Here is a 17,986-nt window from a genome sequence, read left to right as displayed (position 1 = left end):
TTTTCAAAGGAAAAAATGTGAAACAACTACATTTTTTCAAACGGAAACCCACCATGCCATCTACCCCCCCCCCCATTCTTGAATTCCATTCACAACCCTATTGAACATTCCCCCACTAATCAAAACAATCCTTTCCCCCTATAATGCCTCCCGTAACGCAAAAAAAGCGAAAAAACAGCTTGACAGTGTGCGTTTTTTTTTTTGAATAATAGGGTTGTTTAGCGGTTCGCACTTGCTGGACAACGTTTCAACCATCTCAACGGAGTTCACAAGATGAAAAAAACCATCAAACAAACCATCGTTTCCGCCGTATTGGCATCAACATTATTACTAGGAGGGCAAGCAATGGCTGCCAACTTTAACTATCAAGACAACCCATTCACGCTGGTTTACGCCAACGCCATCACCAAAAACGAAGCGGGCAAAGTGAACATTCACCCCGTGAAATACCGCGTGAACGGCATCACCATTGCCGCCAATGTGTACACCCCAGCCAATTTCGACCCAAATAAAAAATACCCAGCCATCACTGTGGCACACCCCAATGGCGGCGTGAAAGAGCAAGTGGCAGGGCTTTACGCACAAAAATTGGCGGAACAAGGCTTTATCACCATTGCCGCTGATGCCGCCTATCAAGGGGCGAGCGGTGGCGAGCCACGTCAAACCGACAAACCGTTCAACCGCATTAACGATATTCACGGAATGGTGGACTTACTCGAAAGCTTCAAAGGCGTAGACACCAACAACATCGGCGCTTTAGGCATCTGCGGCGGTGGCGGTTACACTTTTGCGGCGGCACAAAGCGACAAACGCATCAAAGCCGTTGCCACCGTCAGCCTATTCAACACGGGCTTAGTTTGCCGTAACGGCTTAGGCGACAGCCAAATCAGCACCATTCAAGAGCGTTTGCAACAAGCCGCCGAAGCCCGCACCAAAGAAGCACAAGGCAACGTGGAATACAGTGCCAACGCCGATTTAACCAAAATCACCCAAGCAGACATCGACAAAATGCCCGCAGGTTTGTATCGAGATGGCTTTGAGTATTACGGCAAAACCCACTACCACCCCAACTCAACGCCACGCTACACCACCAGCAGCCTGTTGGATTTGATGACTTTTGACGCTACCGACCACGCCGACCTCATCAACCAACCGCTGTTGATGATCGCAGGAAGCCTTGCCGACACCAAATATATGACCGACCAAGCAATGCAAAAAGCCACTGGCACGACGGACAAAAAAGAAGTGATTATCGAAGGCGCAAGCCACATCGAAACCTACTGGAAACCCGAGTACGTCAGCCAAATCAGCGAAGCATTAACGCAATTCTTTAAAGCCAAACTTTAAACACAGCAACAGGCTACCTGAACCCTTCAGGCAGCCTGTTGAATAAAAAACACGAAAAAAACAGACCGCACTTTCAGCCAAACGCCGATAAAAGTGCGGTGGTTTTTTGCACCCTTTTTTTAACCATACCGACCGAAAATCGGCTTCCCCCACAGGTATTGCTCGATGGATTTCACCTTCATACAACAAAAGATAACGCCATAGAAAAGTGAAAAAAGTTTAGCGATATGCCTACTTTTTATTAGGCTGGGCATACGCCAATAATTGGTCTCGCACTTTCACCATTGTATTTTGCAACGCCTGAGTTTCTTCAAAAGATAAACCAAGTTTCTGAAAAATCACCTTTCCCTATTATTGAATTTTATTCAATACCCCATTCACTTTTTCCTATCTAATCAACATAATCTTTCCGACCTATAATGTTTTCAACTTAATTTAATCGGAGAAAAACAATGATTTCGTTAGTAGCTGCGTCTGTTGGCGTGTTGGTGGGAATGGGGATTGCGTTGCAGACAGGGATCAATTCAGTGCTGCGTAAAAATGTCGTATCGCCGTTGTTGTCGTCTTTTATCGCTTTTAGCGTAGGATCTATTTTGTTAATTTTGCTCATTTTTGTGCAAAACGAATGTTGCACGCCACGAAATTTGCGACACTATAACACGAAATTTGCGACACTATAACACGAAATTTGCGACACTATAACACGAAATTTGCGACACTATAATTGTCGCAGATTTAGTGGATCACGCACAATTTTAAATGTCGTTTAAATGCAGTTTAAATTACGCCATCTAAGCTCTATAAATCAAATTATCCTCATACTTACCTGAATAGCTTGTCGATATCTGCACAATTATGCGCTTGTAATCAATAAATGACTGCCAATTATCACCTTTGGTGGCGATTAGCCAATCCACAAACCGCACAAACTCGCTTTTTGTTGATGAAAAGAAAATGTAAGGCGGTCGCGTGAGTCTAATTAACCCAAGAAAATTAATTAAGTCAAAATATCCATCTTGCTTATAACTTGCTTGATGTGTGCAAAGATAGGGTGGGTCAAGCACAAATATCACCCTTTTATCATCTGAAAATTGCGGAAGTAAGGTAGAAAAACTCTCGTGAACCACCTCAATCCCATCTAAATAACCGTCCGCCGTTGGGTAATCGCTTTGCCGCACGCAGTTGTAAAAACCGTGTCGATATAACTCATCAACCGATTTAACTTGTTGACCTGAAAACAGCAACCACGCACATAAAATATGTGGATCTTTGTAGCCATCAAACGACTCAATAACATCAATTATTTTGTGACGCATTGCAATATCAAGACGCTTTCGTCGTGGATAGTCTGCCAACAAATCACTTAATTGTTGCCGCAGGTGGTTAATATCATCAATATGTTTAAGCCACTCAACATAACCGTCAAAATCATTATAGATAACCGTTGCTTTCTGTTTGAGTCGTTTAGCTGTATGACTTAATAAACCGCTGCCACCAAATGCGTCAACGATAGTCCAGCCTTCACCATCATTAGTAATCATCTCATTTAAAACAGATTTAAACTGATTTAAAAACATACGTTTTTGCCCGACAAAGGGTAACGGAGCTTGACTAAAATGACGCATTGTTACCCCCTAACACCTCAATAATACGACGATAAATATCGTGGATAAGTGGTAACGGAATTGCCGAGCGGGCGTTATAACTATGCAAACAATCGTACATCGTTTTGCCCGAAATATAATGCTGATAACGCAAATTTAGCGGAATATTGCTTTTAAACTTGGTTGCCTTTTTGCAGGGCCAACCATAATTCCCATAATAGGTTGGGTTATCATAAGAAATAGGGAAATCAAGAATGTTAGTCAAGTAATGCCAAATACGGCTAGAATAAGGATTTTCAATGACATAGATTTTCGGCTGATAACGCTTGATAATCTCAACTGTATTGTAGATGCACAGTTCGCCATTAATTCGATTTAAAAAAGAGGTCTCATAACGATAACGTCGCCTTTTAACCGCTGTCGCGTCAAAATCTTTGCGACGGCGAATAGCAAAGCGTGTATTTCCCTGCCATTGCCAACAGACATTCCCACCCTTAATAGAGTTTGCGACGGAAAAACTTTCACAAGGCGGGCTAGCTAAAATAACGTCAGGTATTGGAAGACTATCCAGCTTATTAAACAGCGTATTATCGCCAAATAATCTCCCGTAATCCGCGAGATTTAAGAGGATAACGTGATGATTTTTACCCTCAATATCAATGCCCAGATGATAATTTTTTGTTCTGCCATAATTTGCCCTTAAATTATGGCGTTCTGGCATTCAAAGATGCTCCGACACTCAGATTTGATTAATTTTTGCGTTTAAATGTATTTATTACTTTACAGCGTGTACACTTAATTTCTAAATTTTGTATATTTTCTGCTCGTGCTAGTAGCTTTTTACAGCACTTGCAACGGATTTCTTGCATTTCTTTTTGCATAGACTTTCTCACTTTATGCGGTTTTGCTACAATCCGCTCGTCTGGTCAGACAAAGCGGTCTTGGGTCTATGCAGGCTCTCTCTGCGTAGGCTGGTGTTGTAGAGTTACTGCTCTACAACATCGCCGCTTCTTCCTTTCTCCCGTTACATAATCACTCCTTAATAATATCTAACTCGTACAAGCGTTGCTTGAGCAAATAGCCCTCAAGCTCCCAGAGTTTTGCAAAGGCATTTTGATAAGCAACTTGCTCACCAATCTTAGCGTCATAGTTTTGCTTATCTGCACACGCACTAGTGCCAACCAGTTTAAAGCCGTTTTTAACGGTAATTGTGCAAATGGTCAGTAACTCTTGATGTACATACTGGGTATTGATCACCAAGCTGTCTAAATAGTCTTTTGTCAGTTTGTTCATTTTATTTTGCTCCTTGCTTGAAAATTGCCGCTAAATGGTTCGGAGAAAACCGCCAACCCTCACAACCGTAGTTAATTGCTCTCGCACACCATTCGCTACAGAAATATTTATCCCGTCGCTCCGGAATGAGAAAAATCAACCCTAACGCACCCCACCAGTCATATTTTTTGCCCTTAGTGAGCTGGTAATGATAGACAACCTGTGATTCACTCACGCCGGCAAGTGGGATTAAATCCCACTTGCCGTCCTCTACATCAATGACCTTTTTACGCACGCCACCATCACGCACAGATGAGGAGTAGCACTCGTAATAAACATCGCAATCATAGCGGGCGGTAAAATTAGTCTCTTTTTTAACCGCAATCTCGCAGTGGCTATATTTGCCACGCGTAAATTTACGAATTAACCAATCACTAAGTCTGCACCAATAACTATACAGACTATGCCCATCACGCTTGCCCTTGTATAAGGCTAGATATACCTGACTCATTGTTGTGCCTCCGCTAATGCTTGCATTTGTGCAATGATGTCATCGTGAATTTTTTGCATCTCATCTAACGTTAAATTTGGCTGTTTTAACTCATATTTCCGCATTCGCAGCACACTCATCTGCTCCAGCGTAGCCCGTAACTGTACCGCCTGTTTGAGGATTAGCTCGGTTGCAGTACGTAAATCTAAGCCTGCTGCTTGAGCAAATCCGGTAATATAAACACTTGTCTCACCTTGATAATCTGCTGATTGATAAGCTAATGCAGCCGATTCGCGTGCTTCGTACTCGCTTGTAAAGCGAGTCCATTTATCGAGATATTGTGCTGCTGTGTTATCAATATCATTAATAAGTTGCTGACGTGTTGCGTTAGCTAATTCAGCTTGTCGTTGCTGATTAAGCACCCACTTTGTACCGTTCCAGTCGTGCAGCGATGAAGGTCTAACCTCAACTTTACCACCAAGCCAGTAAGCGTCTTGATTAGTTAGCTGCGCTTGCAATGCACCGCCATCATCTCGCAAATATAAGTATTCGGGATAATCTACCCGTGCTTTAGCTTCGAGTTCGTCATAAGTTTTGCCGTGTATCGGCACGACAAACGATGTTTCTCGCCGACCGGTTGCCGGATCAATCACAATTAAATGTATTAGGCTCATACTATTACCTCCTTTTTACGCCTTAGTTTAAAGGAGCGATAAACAATTTGATTTTAAACTGGTTTAAAGATTTTAAAGATGGAGGAAATATGAGACTACCAAACGGCTACGGCTCAGTATTTAGGCTTAGCGGCAGACGTCGCCGCCCATACATTGCAAGAAAAACGGTCGGTTACACCGAAAACGGAAAACAGATTTACAACACAATCGGCTATTTTGAGACAAAAGAAGAAGCGTTGACAGCTCTTGCGAACCACAATCAGCAAGATAAGCCGGAACCCAGCATAACACTGGCAAAAGTGTACCAGCTTTGGTATCCCATCCACGCCAGACAAGTGTCGCCGTCAACGGTAGAAAGTTATCGCAATAGCTACAATCATTTGTCGTCAATCATCTCTATGCCGATCCACAAAATTAAATATCGTCATTTGCAAAGCGTACTGGATGCGATGAAAGAAAAAGGCTTGTCATACGCCAGTCTTAAAAAAGTGCGATCATTGATAAATCAGCTGTTTGCTCACGCAATAATTAATGAATGGACAGATAAATCTTATGGACAATATTTGAAAATGGGGAAAAATATACCGGTCAAACCGCATAAAACCTTTACTCGACAACAAATTAATAAACTTTGGCAATGCACAGCGACAAATACAGATCTAGCTTTAATCCTGCTGTATAGCGGAATGCGAGTTGGGGAGCTGTTGCAACTACAACGTGGTGAGATTAATCTAAAGCAAAAATACTTTAATATCACCACCTCAAAAACCAAAGCCGGCATCCGCATTATCCCAATCCATCCACGCATTTTACCGATTGTTGAGCGACGGCTTGAGAAAAAACATAAATACCTATTTGTTGATGATAACAACCAACCCCTAACTTATGCTAAAGCAGCTACACAATTTGCAAAAGCAATGCTAGCAATCCGAGCAAAACATACCACGCACGACTGCCGGCATACCGTAGCAACGCTGCTTGACGCAGCTGGGGCTAATAAAGTCGCACGAGACAGATTACTAGGACACGCATCTAGCAATGTCGGAGATAGTGTTTACACACATAAAACATTGATACACTTGAGAAAAGTGATAAATCTACTCAAATAGCGTAGTTAATCGTGTTTTTAACACGCATTTAAATCGCTTTAAATCGTGATTAAATCGCCGTTTAAAGCGATTGTTATTTGTGTGTTATAGACTAAAAAATAAGCGAAAAAATGCAGTTTAGTCATTAAAATTGTTATCCAAGGGTTATGATGTGCCAATTGCTATATATGCTCCATAAATTACGCTTGTTCTGATTGCGTGAGAATTTAGCTCAAATGTTGCATAATTAGTATAACTTTCAAGCACGAGCGCAGACTCGCCGTTAAATCCCGCATAATCTCTATCTATATAAGCAAAAACAGTTATCTTTTTTGCCAATCGAACAGGATAATTTACATATATCGCTGAAGTTGCGTTAACGGGATTATTAGGTTTAATTTCGCCGCTATATACTCCCCCTTGGCTATACTCCGAAATCAATCCACCTACATACTCCAATTTTAGCGTTAGTTCTAACCCACACATATAATGACGATTGACTAGGGTTAATGGCTAGAGCAAATGAGATTGGCTTAGTCGGTCCTATATCCACAACATCGCAATAGATAGTTTTTGCGCTAATAGGCTTAGTGATTATAAAATCAATATTATCATCGCGACACTCTCCCCACTTGGTGAAATGCTAGGATTATCCAATAGTTTTAATGCGTTAACTCAAGGGATTACGGGAACGCAATATTTTCTCCGTGACATCGCTGAAATTGCGGAGAATTTAAACGTCTTTGAAAGTGCGTTTAAACAAGGTTTAAACGACAGTAAACTAAGTGAATGGTTCGATGTTGGTGTGAAAGCGTTAGACAGCTGTGATACAGTGCTTGAACGCCTTAGCGAACCTGTAACGCAAATGACGGCGTGGATTGTGTTACGCGAAGATAGTAACGGCGAGGTGCGTGATGAATAAAGTAATTCAGCACACGATTAGCGAAGGCGAACGTTGGGATTTACTTGCCTATCGCTATTACGGCGATGTAGGTGAAATTAACCGTTTAATGAACGCTAACCCACACCTCTCATTTTGCGAAGTCTTGCCACGTGGCGAAACCTTATATGTGCCGATTATTCAGGTGAAAACCGATTCGCAAGCGGATTTGCCGCCGTGGATGCAGGAGGCAGAATGAATTTAACCGTCAGTCAACCCGACTTTCAACTCTTCTACGGCAAAAGTAACATCACGACTGATGTTAAGCCCTATTTAAAAGAACTCAGTGTCAATGAAATATCACGTGCTAACGTATTACCCCGACCGTCCGTATAAAGTGCTTGGCTTTGAATATCAGTAATAACAAAGTAGCCTTTAAACTTGCTGAAACCTAACACCAAAGCCAGTGCCTGTTGATTTTCTTTAGCCAAAATCAGTTCTTGATAGCGTTCATCAACGGCACCTAACATATAATGCAAGTTAAGTGTTAATGTCAGTTCAGTGAGTTCATTGCCCATTGCCTGCAACCGTGGGCGACCGCTTAGCACATCGTGTTGGGTATAGGTCGCACTGTGTTTTTCATCCAACGCTGTCGGTGCATTTAACAAATCAAAGGCGATATGCCCTAATAACGCATAACTCATTAGTAAGACCTCCGCATTTTTTGATCTACCACACGATTAATCATCTGCTCAAATTCTCGTAAACTCATCTGTAAGCCTTGCTGTACTTGTTCAATTACGCCTTGCCCAGACGCACCATTGACATTAATGGTTGGGTTAAAGGTGACTGTAATCGCATTATCTTTGGTTTGCTCACGAACAGCGACATTTCGCTGTTGTAATGCCTCTTGTAAAGGTTTTGGCTTTGATTTTTGCTGCACTGATTGACGTAACGATGATGGTAAATAACTTGCTGTTAATGCCGCAGTCGCCGCATCGGCAGCAGCATGATTAACAGTATGCTTGCGAACAGTGCTTTTTGTTTTTGCAGATAAAGTGGATTGTGCTGTTTTTACTGATGTCACTTGTGGCAGTTTATTTGTGAGTGCCAATGCAGTTTCAATAGCAGGCACAGATAACGCTTTTGGCATAGCTTGCTGCATTTTTTCACCCATACCACTCACCGCATTAGCGGCTTTCATCGCTGATTTTGCTACTCCGATGACTAAGCCATCCACTGTGTTTTCACCATAGCCCATAAATACCCGACTTGGCGAGTGAATGCCGAGTTTTTCCGTAAACCAATTTTTGACACTGTCGCCGAGTTCGCTGACCGTCTGCTTGGCACTCTCCCAAGCCTGATTAATCCCGTTTACCAATCCGTTAATGATGTTTTTACCAAACTCGGTAAAATTATTAGGCAAATCAATGCCAAACCACGACAACACACCGGCGAAGACTTTGTAGAATAAGCCTAACGGCGACCAATTAAGAATAGTGGCAGTGATGTTACCGATGCCGGAATTAAAAAAGCCTTTTACTTTTTCCCATGTGTCTGCGAAAAATGTCTTAATTGGCTCCCAGTATTGATAAATTAAGTAAGCTCCGAGCGCAATTGCCGTCACCGCAAGACCAATTGGGTTAGCAAGCATTGCTCGCCCCAAAAAGAGCACTGCTTTCCCTGCGAGGTTAATCCCCCTAAGCAACCCGCCACCAAGCACTTTTGCTAATCCCACCAATCCGCTTTTCATTGAAGTGACCACCCAGCCAATTCCTTTACTGAAGCGAGAAAAACGCGATACAGAACCTGTCAAGCTATCTACTGCTTTGGCAGCTTGATAGGCTTTAAGTAATTGCATTGGGAGTTTAATTGCTGCTGCAATAGAGAATAAACTGCTAAAAGCAAAGCGGAGTGCGAAGACGGCGGTGCTTAATGATGCTAATCCCATTGCTGTCGCTACACCCCATTTGATTAACGATTTATGCTTTTCAATCCACGGCGCAAGTGTGCCTTCAATGAAATTTTGCGCCGTATTCGCAAATGACTTAATATCCTCAGCAAATGCTGAGCCAAACGTGCCAACCGCGCTTTCCCAAACCCCACCTAACGCTTCTAACGCCGAGGATAGTGTTTTGGTTTTTTGTGCAATACGATCTTCGAGGCTAGCTTGAGCTCGCATTTTTTCAAGCATTTCATTTAACCCAGCTACACCTTTTTGAGCCAAAATATCTGCTAGTCGCCCACCCTCAATTCCAAATAACTCTTCTGCAACTAAACCTACTCCTTCATCACCAAACTTTTTACGAATTTGTTCAAATTTCGCCATCTCGGCGATCATTGCATCAATCCCTTTGAAGTTACCCTTTTTATCCCAAAATTCAAACGTAACACCAGCTGCATCCATCATATCTCGTGCTTCCGCTTTCATTCCCTTTTTAGCTGCCGCAAGCATTTTCGGTCCTTTGTTCATTCGGGATAACATCATATTAAAACCCGTTCCAAAGGTTGAACCCTCAAGCCCTCTTTGCCCAGCCATCCCCTCAATTGCAAGAATTTTCTCTGTATTTTCTGCGCCTGTAAGACCTAGAGAGTTCACTTTAGGAGCATAGTATTTCATTGATTCATACACTTGAGCCTTATTTAAACCAGCTGCATACATTACTCGCTGTAAATAATCAGCAGCTTTACCCAGCTCTGCATCTTTTAAACCGTGAGACTCCATAAACTTAGCAAGAAACTCACCGCCTTCAAATTGATCCATCTCAAGCAACACATTCAATTTAGCTGCAGTTTTAAACGCCCCACCAAGTAGCACTTTCTCGGATATCCCTTGTTTTTGCAATGCACTGGCTAAATTATAAAAATCCTTTCTTGTACCAGGTAAATCCGTGCCGAGTTGATCTGCTATCTTGCCAATCTCATTAAACTTACCAAACGTTCCATCGGCTTTCATCATGGCAATTTTGAGATTATTTGCCGCTTCCTCTTGCTCAATAAATGTCTTGACCGTTGACCAAACGGGTAATGCAATCGCTGTTGCTGTCGCACTACTTTTTATAAAACCGCTGGAGAACTCTTCACGCTGAGCTTTACGGGATAGCTGTTTGTCCATCGTTGCTTGTAATCGTTGCTGTGCTTTTTCAGCGCGTTCAATCGCAGCTGTAAATTGTTGTTGCTTAGCTGTGGCACGCCCAATGAATTGTTGCATACGCTCATAACGACGTACCAATTTAGTGACATTTTTATCTCCGGTCGCATAAGCCAGTGAAATACGATGCTGTAACGTGAGTTGTTTTTGTTGTGCTCGTTCAATACGTGTGCCAAGTCGAGATTGTGATTGATAGGCTTTAGACAGCCGATCACCCAAGCCTTTGACACTCTTTTGCGCTTGATTAAAGGTAGCCTTAAAGCCACCGCCAAGTGCAGCACCAATCACTAAACCAATCGCTAATTCTTTTGCCATTTATATGATCCTGTGGTAAATATAGGTTTAATAACGCAATAGCAAGGAGCATAAGATGTTCGATGAAATAATTGACTTATGGCGAGGCGGTTCAATTTATGAACGCACAGGAGCTATCTTACTTTGCGTGATAATCTTGTGCGTCTTTAGTTATTTTGGTTATCTCACCATAATAACCATTGTTGATTACGGCTGGATGATGGGAACGATCGTTGCAGTTGTTTTAAGTCTGTTTATCGCATTACTTACTGTACTTGCCAGTCCAGCTCTGAGCTTGTTACTTATCGTGATTGCTGGCTTGGTACAGGCTTTTGTCAGCCTATGTCAAGCCATTTATCGTTTACTGAAGCGGTGAAGCATAACCAGCTTTAATTTGCCGTTGCGCTTGAGCAAGCCACGTTTCTAATTCAGATAACGTCAATCCCTCCAACTCAGCAAGTGTAAACCCGAACCACCATTTTAAATCCGCCAATATCGTCATTAATGTTTCATCATTCGGCATCATCACCGAACAGAAACGAGCTTATCTTGCGATAATCCTTCCAAGTCATCTGATCAATGTCTTCAACTGTTAACCCACAACAGGCAGCAATCAGAATAATTTCTCGCTCTTCATTGGATTTTGCTAACTGTGCGGCACGGCGAAAATCCTTGACAAGCGGTTCACGCACTTTTACTTCTTCTAACGCTGTACCGTCTGCTAAGGTAATTGGGGTGGATAAACGAATCACGTTAGTTAATGCTTCAACTTTCATAGACATAAAAAACTCCTTAGTAGGTTTGGTTAATTTCTACTAAGGAGTTTACTTAAACAGGTTTAAATTTGATTTTAAAGCGCTTTAAAGATTTTTATTGACCAATGTTGGCGCGGTATTTTTGTAAAATATCTTGTCCTGCAACACGATATTGGTTGCTAAAGGCATCATAGAATAACACTTCTTTGCCATTGATCATTTGCTTCACTGAATGCACCTGAAACGTCATCGGATATTCAGTTGGCTCTTTCTTGTATTCGCCAAGATTGACCTTGCTAAACATCGCATTTAATGTCAGCACCAACGGCACTTCTTCCGCCATACCCGCAGCATTAAAGACTCTTACATCTGCACGCACCATCAATTGTGCCGTTTTAAACGGATTGCTGGAAATGGCTGCTACTTCTGGATAAAAACCGTCCCACGTTACCTCGCCCTCCAACGCATTCACCTTGCTCGGCAATTTAATCACTCCCACTAACCCTAAATTGTCGTGTTCTGTAAATTCCACTTCAAATTCAGGCAGTTTAATCGTTTTCGCTTTGCCAATTAAGCTATTGCCGTTGATATAGACGTTAGCGTTATCGACTTGATTAATTACCGCGCTCATTATTGACCTCCTGATACTAAGTTAACGAGATATTTACGCGTTACAATAGAGTTATTAGTAATGCGCTCTGCTGGGATTTTCGGTGTAAAGTCATATTGCAATGGCACCTGTCCTTGACTAAAGGCATCAACGAGATTGGCATCAGGATCAAGACTGACACTATAACCCACAATGGATTTTAAGGTGCTCAAATAGGTTTCCACTGTCCCAACAAGACTGTCTAACAGCGCTTCATCAATCGGCAAATCCATATATTGCAGCTCAACGCGACGAATACTTTCGTCAATTAAATCGGCAGTGCGTTGGACGGTTTCAAAGTTACTGATATGGGTAACAGTCGGATAGCACGCGAGGCGGTTACCCCACATTCTAAAACCCGTACCAAAACTATTAAATACGGTAGTAATACCGACCGCATTTAAGCGATTCGTTTCACTTTGCTTGTCATCAATGCGTGCAGTGAGTGGGACTTCTGCCCCGATAACGCCTTTTAATTGACGGTTAGAGATACTGTACCAATAACCCTGCTCCACATCGGTGAGCATTCGTAAGCCTGCCGCGTGTGTGGCTAAACTCTCTAATGTGTTACGTTCGCCAATGACGTGCGGATAAAAGAGTTCAGTGCGGTCAGAACTGGTTTTAAAGTTAATTGTCCCTTCTGGGCCACGTCCGGCAATTGCTTGAGCAAAGGTGGTGCCTTGTGGTGCCTGCACATACGCTACTGCATTTAATTGACTTGCGAGTGTTTCAAGCGATGCCGTCATGGTTGCTGTCGCATCATATTGTGGACAGATTAAAATCTTCGCATCTGTACCGAATAAGTTAAACCCAGCACGTAACATCTCAAAGCCCGTCCGCTCGCCAGTGCGTGTATCAACTCCACCGCGTAAATCCGCTTCGGTGACTTTGGTTGGGTCGGCATAGCTGTAAGTTGCTGTGACATTGGTTTTATTGGCAGTAAAACGAATTTCCCCAGTCAGCATATCTGCGTTGTAGTCCGTACCGGCAACTAACACGTCTCCGCCGGCTTTGATGGTTAAGTTAATTAAGCCTGCTTGGGCTGTTGTTGCGGTTAATGTATTTTCATCCAGCACCAATACTTCATCCGTCACTAATGTACTATGCTTAGTTGGATCTAACACATTGATCACATACACTTGCCCTGCTGCATAACGACTTAATATATCCAACGCATCACAAAGCGAATAGCCTCGGTCTAAAATATTACCGAATTGAGCAAAGTCTTTTTTCGTGATACAGAGTTTGAGGGCATTGACCTCGCCAACGGGTGCAGTGCCGACAATCCCGACAATCGCCCCGTCCACCTGACTAACGGGAACACTACCACCATTTTCGCGAATGGTTTCTGAACCGTGATGATAAGCCATATTAAGTTGTCTCCTTTTTTGTGAGTCTTGGGTCGAGCGGTTGCCCGTTACGGCGGACGATCACTTCGACCAATTTTTGTAAATCTTGTGTTTTTGTTTGTTGCACTTGTACGGTGTCGACTTGTAATACCAACTGATACTGCCAAACGCCACTTTCTTCGCTATCAAATTGCTCGCTAATTAAGTAGCACTCGCTGCAATTTGGCGGCTGAAAGCCCACCATTAATCGCCTGAGTTGGTCTAGCAGCAACAACGCCCCGTTATCGTTATGCAAGTTACGACTGATTACGGTGAGCATAATACGTACCGTGCGAGATTGACTGATAATGTCAGAGGCACGCAATTTGCCAAATGTCGAGCCGACATAACCAATCAACACTACGCCATTAGGGTGCGCCAGATAATAATCACTTGGGTTATCCGGCATAAGCTCAACTTGCCAATCAGGTAACGCTTCTGACAAATGTTGCTGTATTGCGGTTAAAATCGGTAACGTTGCTGACATCAGTAACCGTCCGTATTGAATTTGCTTGCCGCACGCACTTTAAACTCACCGCTATCAGGCAATAAGTCATCAACACGCGTCTCATCTAGCGCTGTTACCCCAAGATGCAGTTTGCCTGTGGCAATCTGCTCTAACTCTTTAATTGCCTGATGGTAAGTTTCCTTGACCGTTTCAGGCATTTTCATTTCTGGACGACGGGCATAAAGCCAATAACGAGCCAATGATAAGCAATGCTGACTAATGACCGTTGGGGTTTCCGACAACGGTAATAGATAACGAGAACGTAAGGCGGCATCAATGCGTTCACTAGCCACTTGAATCGCAGTATTAATAACAGGTAAGGCAATCTCTGTCGCTCGACTGTCATCATTACTTAGTTGGACTAAGATATTGCGACTAAACGCTGCTACTAACATTTCTGCCGTGATATACATTATTTTTCCTTTTTATCTGTTTTTTCAGTTGCTTCCGCTTCCTTCGCTTTTGCCTCTGCTTCCGCCTTGGCTTCTTCTGCTAATGCTTGTGCGATGGCTTCTGCTTCCGCTTTTGCTTTTTCGAGTGCTTTCGCATCTTTTAGCGTGACATACACAGCTAAACGATGATATTCCGCTTCAGTGAGCGAGATATCCTCGCCCACGTCATAGCGCTTGCCGTTATGTAAGATGGCAGTGTGAGCAACCACTGCGGTTAATACGGCTTCTGTTTGTTTGGTCGTACGTGTCATTCCAACCTCCTAAGCTAAGCAGTCTTTAATCAGATAGCCGGCAGGTTTACCGACCAAGTGCGGTTTATGAATATCGGTAGTGCGGATTACTTCCAGTTTGCCGCCGTTTTCCACATAACGGTCAACAAATAAGCCGCCTTTACGGCGTACGGTATAACCGTAACTTGGTTCGTAAACCGTGCCTTTTTTCTCGGTAGAACGTGGCGCGACATACGCTAACACAATGGTGTCTGTCCAAATATCTTTTAGCGTGCTGGATTCTTCATACACCGCCTCGCCAATTTTGACCGTATCGACATCAATCAACTTAGCAAAAATCTCTGGTGTGATAATGCCAGTTTGCACATATTTGATTTTTTCAATCACTTTCGGATGCTCTTTTAACACCTGCCACACATCACCGGCGATAATGCAAACATTGGCTTTACGACCGATAGAACGTTTAATGGCACGTTTTGCCATATCAAAGACCGTAAACGGATCTGAATTGGCGTGGCTAAATTGTGATTCGCCAGACAGCACAATTTTGTTAGTGCTGTCATAATTGGCTTCGTTTTGCGCGACATCAGCAATCTCTTTTTCACGCCCTAAGGCAATGACATCTTGCGTTGTGTTGAGGGCGAATTGACGTAAGCTAAAAATTGCCTCGTTTTCTTCACGATAGTCAATTGCATATTCAACATCGTGTTCTTCCAAAGCCACATCAATTGCACCGATATCTTCTGGCTCTAAGCGATTCGACGCGCCACGTAAGTTACGCACTGTACTTGGTAGGCGGAACGCTAAGCGTCCAAAGGTTGGAATTTTGCCTGCTTCTTTGTCAATTTCGACTACCGGCATAAGCGTTTCGCCAATCAGCTCGTTGTTGTAATAACCTTGTGCCAACTGGGTTAATACGGGGTCTTGAACACGTAATTTTGCTAAATTGTGTGCAGCCATTAATTGTCTCCTTTTAGTTAATTATTGGTTAATTGCGTTAAACGCCTCAACATAACCGACGCTATGTTCTTTCATATAAGCACGGACTTGTTTATCCATCTCGATTGAGGCAGGGTCAGTCCCTTCGGCGTATTCCACGCTGTCATCTTTTGGTTCAGCGACCTTGTCTTTGGTTGCCACTTCGGCAAATTCGACCGACTTCGGCAGTTCGGTTAAAAACGCTTTTAAACACTGTTTAAATTCGCTTTCAGAAAATGCTGCACTGTCGTGTTCCGCATTTAGTAAGGCTAACGCAGCCTCTTTTTGCTTCGGCGAGAGTTTGCCTTCAGCAATCAAACTCTCAGCAAATGCCGCATTTTCTGCGTGCATTTTTTCGCGCTGTGCTTGGGCTTGCGCAGCTTTTAGCTGTGCATTTTCAGCTTCAAGGGCTGCAAGACGTTGCTTTTCTTGTTCCGACATAGTTCCTCCTTCATTTGGTTTCTCATCGGGTTCATTAAAAATAGGTGAGGGCGGTGTGTCATAAATTTGCTTTACTTCTTCACGCACCGCATCTTCTTGTAAGCTTTGCACTTGCCACGCCGGCAAAACGCGGTCAGCCTCATCAAGACTAAATTTTTCAATAAGAAAATCGCGCAACCGTTGCCACAACGAGGCATTTGTCCAGTCGCTAAACTCAACAAATTCGGTATCACTGTCGGCGAACATCGGATCTTTTAAGCCTTTCACCGCCGGCGGCATCGCCCCCAAAAAACCGACGTGGCGTAAATAAAAACCGTCCGGTTTCGGGTTGTTAGCAGAGTTTGGCAAGTAAAAAGCGGCAGAGATTTTTTTAAACTTGCCCTCACGCACCAGCTCGGCAAATTCACTGTCGACCTGTTGCGGTTCGGCTTTTAACACATCGCCCTCTGCCACTAAGCCCTTAATCCAACCATAAGCCGGATTGTCGTGTTTCGGGTGCCCGATCACTATCGGCGCTTCGTGGTACTGAGCGCTGTAATTGGCAGCGATGGTTTTTAAATCATCGGCGGTAATGGTGACAGTGTTGCCGTTAGCATCTTGTCTGGTGCCGGCACGAAAGATTTCGATAAGTTCCATAGCGTCTCCTTTGAATTAATGACGCTAGTGTAGCGATTGGGCATATAAATTGATTTTAAAGCCCTTTAAAGATTTTAGATGGGAGAGTGAGAAAGAAAAAAAGGAAAATAACGGCAGAATAGATTTTTAATATCGTTTAAATGCCGTTTAAATCTTTCAGGGTGCGTTTAAATTTTTTCAGATGATAAATTGTACCACCTAAAGCAAAAAACGCCACAGTGTGCGTTTTATGACGTTTTCTAAATTATTTAATTTGCGATAACTGTCGTTGTAACAATGTCGTGGCTTTATTTAACAGTACCGCTTTATCATTGTTATTCACACCTAACCACGGACGAGGATGCAACTTTGTTTTGTGTCCTCGCCCCGTCTTGCCGCCAAAATGTTGGATTCGTGCATATTTGGCATCAGAACCAAATTCCACGCTATTATCGTCGTAATTATAGGCGGTTTTATCGCTTAAATAGCCGTCTTGACGCAAAATCTTCAGGCTTTTGCCTTTTTTACGTTTACGTTCCAATGTTGACTTTTCAAGCGACTTCCACTTTTTGCCGTCTGGAGCCACTTCTTGCTTAAAGCGTTCTTTGTGGATTTTTTTTAGTGTTTCACCGAGTACGCCATAGAGTTTTTTAGGGTGTTGTAATTGAATGGCAATCTTTTGCAACTCGGGACTGGCGCGGTCGTCTAGGGTAATTTTGATCATTGTCACACTCCAATAATTAGGCTAAAAAGAAAGCGTGGTAATGTTGCCACGCTAAATCAAGGATCACAAAATGACAAAAAATATTGAACAAGCTATCGAGCGCTTAAAAGCGAGCGGCGAACGTGCGTCGCTTAATCTCGCCTTGAGCGAGTGGGCATATGCCAAACTCACAGCTCACGAGCCGCTTACTGAAGACTCCCTAAGAGAGTGGGCAAATAGTCCTAAATGCTCAAAGGGAAAATCATTAGCGGTACTTAATTTTTTAGCTTCACTTAACGCTTGCGCAAACACCGACAAGTAAAAATAATCGGTATCATCAAGCTCTGAGTCAATGATGGTTAAGGTGCGCTGCAACATTGCCGCACCATTTTGGCTTGGGGCTTGTTCCTCTTGAGCTTTAATAGCCGTTATCGCTTCGTAAAATAGTAGTGCGTTTTGCATTATTT

The 17,986-nt window shown here is 43.0% G+C and carries 26 protein-coding genes; 6 read left to right on the top strand and 20 right to left on the bottom strand.

The window, feature by feature from the left end; genetic code table 11:
• Positions 1-273: 273 nt before the first annotated feature.
• Together P375_RS00525 and P375_RS00520 are read left to right on the top strand one after the other, a co-directional pair.
• Positions 274-1,347, top strand: coding sequence for an alpha/beta hydrolase (locus P375_RS00525; RefSeq protein WP_084598475.1), 1,074 nt, complete (start codon positions 274-276; stop codon positions 1,345-1,347).
• Positions 1,348-1,799: 452 nt separating this feature from the next.
• Entirely contained in the window at positions 1,800-2,027 is a 228-nt protein-coding gene (locus P375_RS00520) for a DMT family transporter (RefSeq protein WP_039133091.1), read from the top strand.
• Positions 2,028-2,138: 111 nt separating this feature from the next.
• On the opposite strand, the gene P375_RS00515 is transcribed toward P375_RS00520, so the two are convergent.
• The 6 genes from P375_RS00515 to P375_RS00495 all read right to left on the bottom strand — a co-directional run bounded on the left by P375_RS00515 (position 2,139) and on the right by P375_RS00495 (position 5,387).
• Complete coding sequence (locus P375_RS00515) at positions 2,139-2,972, bottom strand: DNA adenine methylase (RefSeq protein ID WP_039133088.1); 834 nt, start codon at positions 2,970-2,972, stop codon at positions 2,139-2,141.
• Complete coding sequence (locus P375_RS00510) at positions 2,959-3,672, bottom strand: DNA methyltransferase (protein WP_052121763.1); 714 nt, start codon at positions 3,670-3,672, stop codon at positions 2,959-2,961. The genes P375_RS00515 and P375_RS00510 overlap by 14 nt, the downstream gene beginning before the upstream one ends.
• Positions 3,673-3,700: 28 nt before the next feature.
• Complete coding sequence (locus P375_RS12935; protein ID WP_155275169.1) at positions 3,701-3,820, bottom strand: Com family DNA-binding transcriptional regulator; 120 nt, start codon at positions 3,818-3,820, stop codon at positions 3,701-3,703.
• A 163-nt stretch (positions 3,821-3,983) separates the two neighbouring features.
• Entirely contained in the window at positions 3,984-4,244 is a 261-nt protein-coding gene (locus P375_RS00505; RefSeq protein ID WP_039133085.1) for a Gp49 family protein, read from the bottom strand.
• Between the two features lies 1 nt (position 4,245).
• A complete protein-coding gene (locus P375_RS00500) occupies positions 4,246-4,734 on the bottom strand; it encodes a hypothetical protein (protein ID WP_039133082.1) in 489 nt (162 codons plus the stop codon).
• Positions 4,731-5,387, bottom strand: a complete 657-nt coding sequence (locus tag P375_RS00495) for a hypothetical protein (RefSeq protein ID WP_039133079.1) — start codon at positions 5,385-5,387, stop codon at positions 4,731-4,733. Before P375_RS00495 ends, P375_RS00500 begins: the two co-directional genes overlap by 4 nt.
• Before the next feature lie 89 nt (positions 5,388-5,476).
• Here P375_RS00495 and P375_RS00490 point away from each other — a divergent pair, with 89 nt between their 5' ends.
• Positions 5,477-6,496, top strand: a complete 1,020-nt coding sequence (locus tag P375_RS00490; protein WP_039133119.1) for a tyrosine-type recombinase/integrase — start codon at positions 5,477-5,479, stop codon at positions 6,494-6,496.
• 144 nt (positions 6,497-6,640) lie between these two features.
• Here the strand turns inward: P375_RS00490 and P375_RS00485 are convergent, their stop codons facing one another.
• Complete coding sequence (locus tag P375_RS00485) at positions 6,641-6,961, bottom strand: hypothetical protein (protein ID WP_039133076.1); 321 nt, start codon at positions 6,959-6,961, stop codon at positions 6,641-6,643.
• Positions 6,962-7,115: 154 nt separating this feature from the next.
• Here P375_RS00485 and P375_RS00480 point away from each other — a divergent pair, with 154 nt between their 5' ends.
• On the top strand, positions 7,116-7,397 hold the full coding sequence (locus tag P375_RS00480) for a hypothetical protein (RefSeq protein WP_245176402.1): 282 nt from the start codon (positions 7,116-7,118) through the stop codon (positions 7,395-7,397).
• On the top strand, positions 7,390-7,614 hold the full coding sequence (locus tag P375_RS00475; RefSeq protein ID WP_013746420.1) for a tail protein X: 225 nt from the start codon (positions 7,390-7,392) through the stop codon (positions 7,612-7,614). Before P375_RS00480 ends, P375_RS00475 begins: the two co-directional genes overlap by 8 nt.
• Positions 7,615-7,684: 70 nt before the next feature.
• Here P375_RS00475 and P375_RS00470 read toward each other — a convergent pair whose 3' ends face one another.
• Both P375_RS00470 and P375_RS00465 read right to left on the bottom strand, forming a co-directional pair.
• Positions 7,685-8,059, bottom strand: coding sequence for a phage tail protein (locus P375_RS00470; RefSeq protein WP_245176401.1), 375 nt, complete (start codon positions 8,057-8,059; stop codon positions 7,685-7,687).
• Entirely contained in the window at positions 8,059-10,821 is a 2,763-nt protein-coding gene (locus P375_RS00465) for a phage tail tape measure protein (protein ID WP_039133071.1), read from the bottom strand. Before P375_RS00465 ends, P375_RS00470 begins: the two co-directional genes overlap by 1 nt.
• A gap of 55 nt (positions 10,822-10,876) precedes the next feature.
• Between P375_RS00465 and P375_RS12510 the strand changes: the two genes are divergently transcribed.
• On the top strand, positions 10,877-11,176 hold the full coding sequence (locus P375_RS12510) for a hypothetical protein (RefSeq protein WP_039133068.1): 300 nt from the start codon (positions 10,877-10,879) through the stop codon (positions 11,174-11,176).
• On the opposite strand, the gene P375_RS00455 is transcribed toward P375_RS12510, so the two are convergent.
• From P375_RS00455 to P375_RS00405, 11 genes are all read right to left on the bottom strand, one after another.
• Positions 11,162-11,326, bottom strand: a complete 165-nt coding sequence (locus P375_RS00455) for a GpE family phage tail protein (RefSeq protein WP_348622000.1) — start codon at positions 11,324-11,326, stop codon at positions 11,162-11,164. The two genes, P375_RS12510 and P375_RS00455, sit on opposite strands and share 15 nt — an antisense overlap.
• Positions 11,313-11,582 (bottom strand): phage tail assembly protein, encoded by a 270-nt coding sequence (locus tag P375_RS00450; protein ID WP_039133065.1) that lies wholly within the window; start codon positions 11,580-11,582, stop codon positions 11,313-11,315. The genes P375_RS00455 and P375_RS00450 overlap by 14 nt, the downstream gene beginning before the upstream one ends.
• Before the next feature lie 88 nt (positions 11,583-11,670).
• Positions 11,671-12,186 (bottom strand): phage major tail tube protein, encoded by a 516-nt coding sequence (locus tag P375_RS00445; protein WP_039133062.1) that lies wholly within the window; start codon positions 12,184-12,186, stop codon positions 11,671-11,673.
• Positions 12,186-13,574 (bottom strand): phage tail sheath family protein, encoded by a 1,389-nt coding sequence (locus P375_RS00440; RefSeq protein ID WP_039133059.1) that lies wholly within the window; start codon positions 13,572-13,574, stop codon positions 12,186-12,188. The genes P375_RS00445 and P375_RS00440 overlap by 1 nt, the downstream gene beginning before the upstream one ends.
• Before the next feature lies 1 nt (position 13,575).
• A complete protein-coding gene (locus P375_RS00435) occupies positions 13,576-14,079 on the bottom strand; it encodes a Gp37 family protein (RefSeq protein ID WP_039133055.1) in 504 nt (167 codons plus the stop codon).
• Positions 14,079-14,513: a gp436 family protein gene (locus tag P375_RS00430; RefSeq protein ID WP_039133050.1), complete on the bottom strand. Its 435-nt coding sequence runs from the start codon at positions 14,511-14,513 to the stop codon at positions 14,079-14,081. Before P375_RS00430 ends, P375_RS00435 begins: the two co-directional genes overlap by 1 nt.
• On the bottom strand, positions 14,513-14,803 hold the full coding sequence (locus P375_RS00425; protein ID WP_039133043.1) for a hypothetical protein: 291 nt from the start codon (positions 14,801-14,803) through the stop codon (positions 14,513-14,515). The genes P375_RS00430 and P375_RS00425 overlap by 1 nt, the downstream gene beginning before the upstream one ends.
• A gap of 9 nt (positions 14,804-14,812) precedes the next feature.
• Positions 14,813-15,742, bottom strand: a complete 930-nt coding sequence (locus P375_RS00420; protein ID WP_039133041.1) for an inorganic pyrophosphatase — start codon at positions 15,740-15,742, stop codon at positions 14,813-14,815.
• Between the two features lie 21 nt (positions 15,743-15,763).
• Positions 15,764-16,837, bottom strand: a complete 1,074-nt coding sequence (locus P375_RS00415) for a hypothetical protein (protein WP_039133039.1) — start codon at positions 16,835-16,837, stop codon at positions 15,764-15,766.
• Positions 16,838-17,081: 244 nt separating this feature from the next.
• Entirely contained in the window at positions 17,082-17,540 is a 459-nt protein-coding gene (locus tag P375_RS00410; RefSeq protein WP_039133037.1) for a phage virion morphogenesis protein, read from the bottom strand.
• Positions 17,541-17,714: 174 nt separating this feature from the next.
• Positions 17,715-17,981, bottom strand: coding sequence for a hypothetical protein (locus P375_RS00405; RefSeq protein ID WP_039133035.1), 267 nt, complete (start codon positions 17,979-17,981; stop codon positions 17,715-17,717).
• Between the last annotated feature and the right edge of the window lie 5 nt (positions 17,982-17,986).

The organism is Gallibacterium genomosp. 2, assembly GCF_000771895.1.
In the GTDB taxonomy this organism is placed as follows: domain Bacteria; phylum Pseudomonadota; class Gammaproteobacteria; order Enterobacterales; family Pasteurellaceae; genus Gallibacterium.
Note: the sequence above shows the minus strand (reverse complement) of the source record. Positions and strands in the feature narration are given on the sequence as shown.

Excerpts from the sequence above, each read along its gene's own strand:
- P375_RS00525 (WP_084598475.1), top strand. The coding sequence starts at position 274 with ATGAAAAAAACCATCAAACAAACCATCGTTTCCGCCGTATTGGCATCA.
- P375_RS00520 (WP_039133091.1), top strand. The coding sequence starts at position 1,800 with ATGATTTCGTTAGTAGCTGCGTCTGTTGGCGTGTTGGTGGGAATGGGG.
- P375_RS00515 (WP_039133088.1), bottom strand. The coding sequence starts at position 2,972 with ATGCGTCATTTTAGTCAAGCTCCGTTACCCTTTGTCGGGCAAAAACGT.
- P375_RS00510 (WP_052121763.1), bottom strand. The coding sequence starts at position 3,672 with ATGCCAGAACGCCATAATTTAAGGGCAAATTATGGCAGAACAAAAAAT.
- P375_RS12935 (WP_155275169.1), bottom strand. The coding sequence starts at position 3,820 with ATGCAAGAAATCCGTTGCAAGTGCTGTAAAAAGCTACTAGCACGAGCA.
- P375_RS00505 (WP_039133085.1), bottom strand. The coding sequence starts at position 4,244 with ATGAACAAACTGACAAAAGACTATTTAGACAGCTTGGTGATCAATACC.
- P375_RS00500 (WP_039133082.1), bottom strand. The coding sequence starts at position 4,734 with ATGAGTCAGGTATATCTAGCCTTATACAAGGGCAAGCGTGATGGGCAT.
- P375_RS00495 (WP_039133079.1), bottom strand. The coding sequence starts at position 5,387 with ATGAGCCTAATACATTTAATTGTGATTGATCCGGCAACCGGTCGGCGA.
- P375_RS00490 (WP_039133119.1), top strand. The coding sequence starts at position 5,477 with ATGAGACTACCAAACGGCTACGGCTCAGTATTTAGGCTTAGCGGCAGA.
- P375_RS00485 (WP_039133076.1), bottom strand. The coding sequence starts at position 6,961 with ATGTGTGGGTTAGAACTAACGCTAAAATTGGAGTATGTAGGTGGATTG.
- P375_RS00480 (WP_245176402.1), top strand. The coding sequence starts at position 7,116 with ATGCTAGGATTATCCAATAGTTTTAATGCGTTAACTCAAGGGATTACG.
- P375_RS00475 (WP_013746420.1), top strand. The coding sequence starts at position 7,390 with ATGAATAAAGTAATTCAGCACACGATTAGCGAAGGCGAACGTTGGGAT.
- P375_RS00470 (WP_245176401.1), bottom strand. The coding sequence starts at position 8,059 with ATGAGTTATGCGTTATTAGGGCATATCGCCTTTGATTTGTTAAATGCA.
- P375_RS00465 (WP_039133071.1), bottom strand. The coding sequence starts at position 10,821 with ATGGCAAAAGAATTAGCGATTGGTTTAGTGATTGGTGCTGCACTTGGC.
- P375_RS12510 (WP_039133068.1), top strand. The coding sequence starts at position 10,877 with ATGTTCGATGAAATAATTGACTTATGGCGAGGCGGTTCAATTTATGAA.
- P375_RS00455 (WP_348622000.1), bottom strand. The coding sequence starts at position 11,326 with ATGATGCCGAATGATGAAACATTAATGACGATATTGGCGGATTTAAAA.
- P375_RS00450 (WP_039133065.1), bottom strand. The coding sequence starts at position 11,582 with ATGTCTATGAAAGTTGAAGCATTAACTAACGTGATTCGTTTATCCACC.
- P375_RS00445 (WP_039133062.1), bottom strand. The coding sequence starts at position 12,186 with ATGAGCGCGGTAATTAATCAAGTCGATAACGCTAACGTCTATATCAAC.
- P375_RS00440 (WP_039133059.1), bottom strand. The coding sequence starts at position 13,574 with ATGGCTTATCATCACGGTTCAGAAACCATTCGCGAAAATGGTGGTAGT.
- P375_RS00435 (WP_039133055.1), bottom strand. The coding sequence starts at position 14,079 with ATGTCAGCAACGTTACCGATTTTAACCGCAATACAGCAACATTTGTCA.
- P375_RS00430 (WP_039133050.1), bottom strand. The coding sequence starts at position 14,513 with ATGTATATCACGGCAGAAATGTTAGTAGCAGCGTTTAGTCGCAATATC.
- P375_RS00425 (WP_039133043.1), bottom strand. The coding sequence starts at position 14,803 with ATGACACGTACGACCAAACAAACAGAAGCCGTATTAACCGCAGTGGTT.
- P375_RS00420 (WP_039133041.1), bottom strand. The coding sequence starts at position 15,742 with ATGGCTGCACACAATTTAGCAAAATTACGTGTTCAAGACCCCGTATTA.
- P375_RS00415 (WP_039133039.1), bottom strand. The coding sequence starts at position 16,837 with ATGGAACTTATCGAAATCTTTCGTGCCGGCACCAGACAAGATGCTAAC.
- P375_RS00410 (WP_039133037.1), bottom strand. The coding sequence starts at position 17,540 with ATGATCAAAATTACCCTAGACGACCGCGCCAGTCCCGAGTTGCAAAAG.
- P375_RS00405 (WP_039133035.1), bottom strand. The coding sequence starts at position 17,981 with ATGCAAAACGCACTACTATTTTACGAAGCGATAACGGCTATTAAAGCT.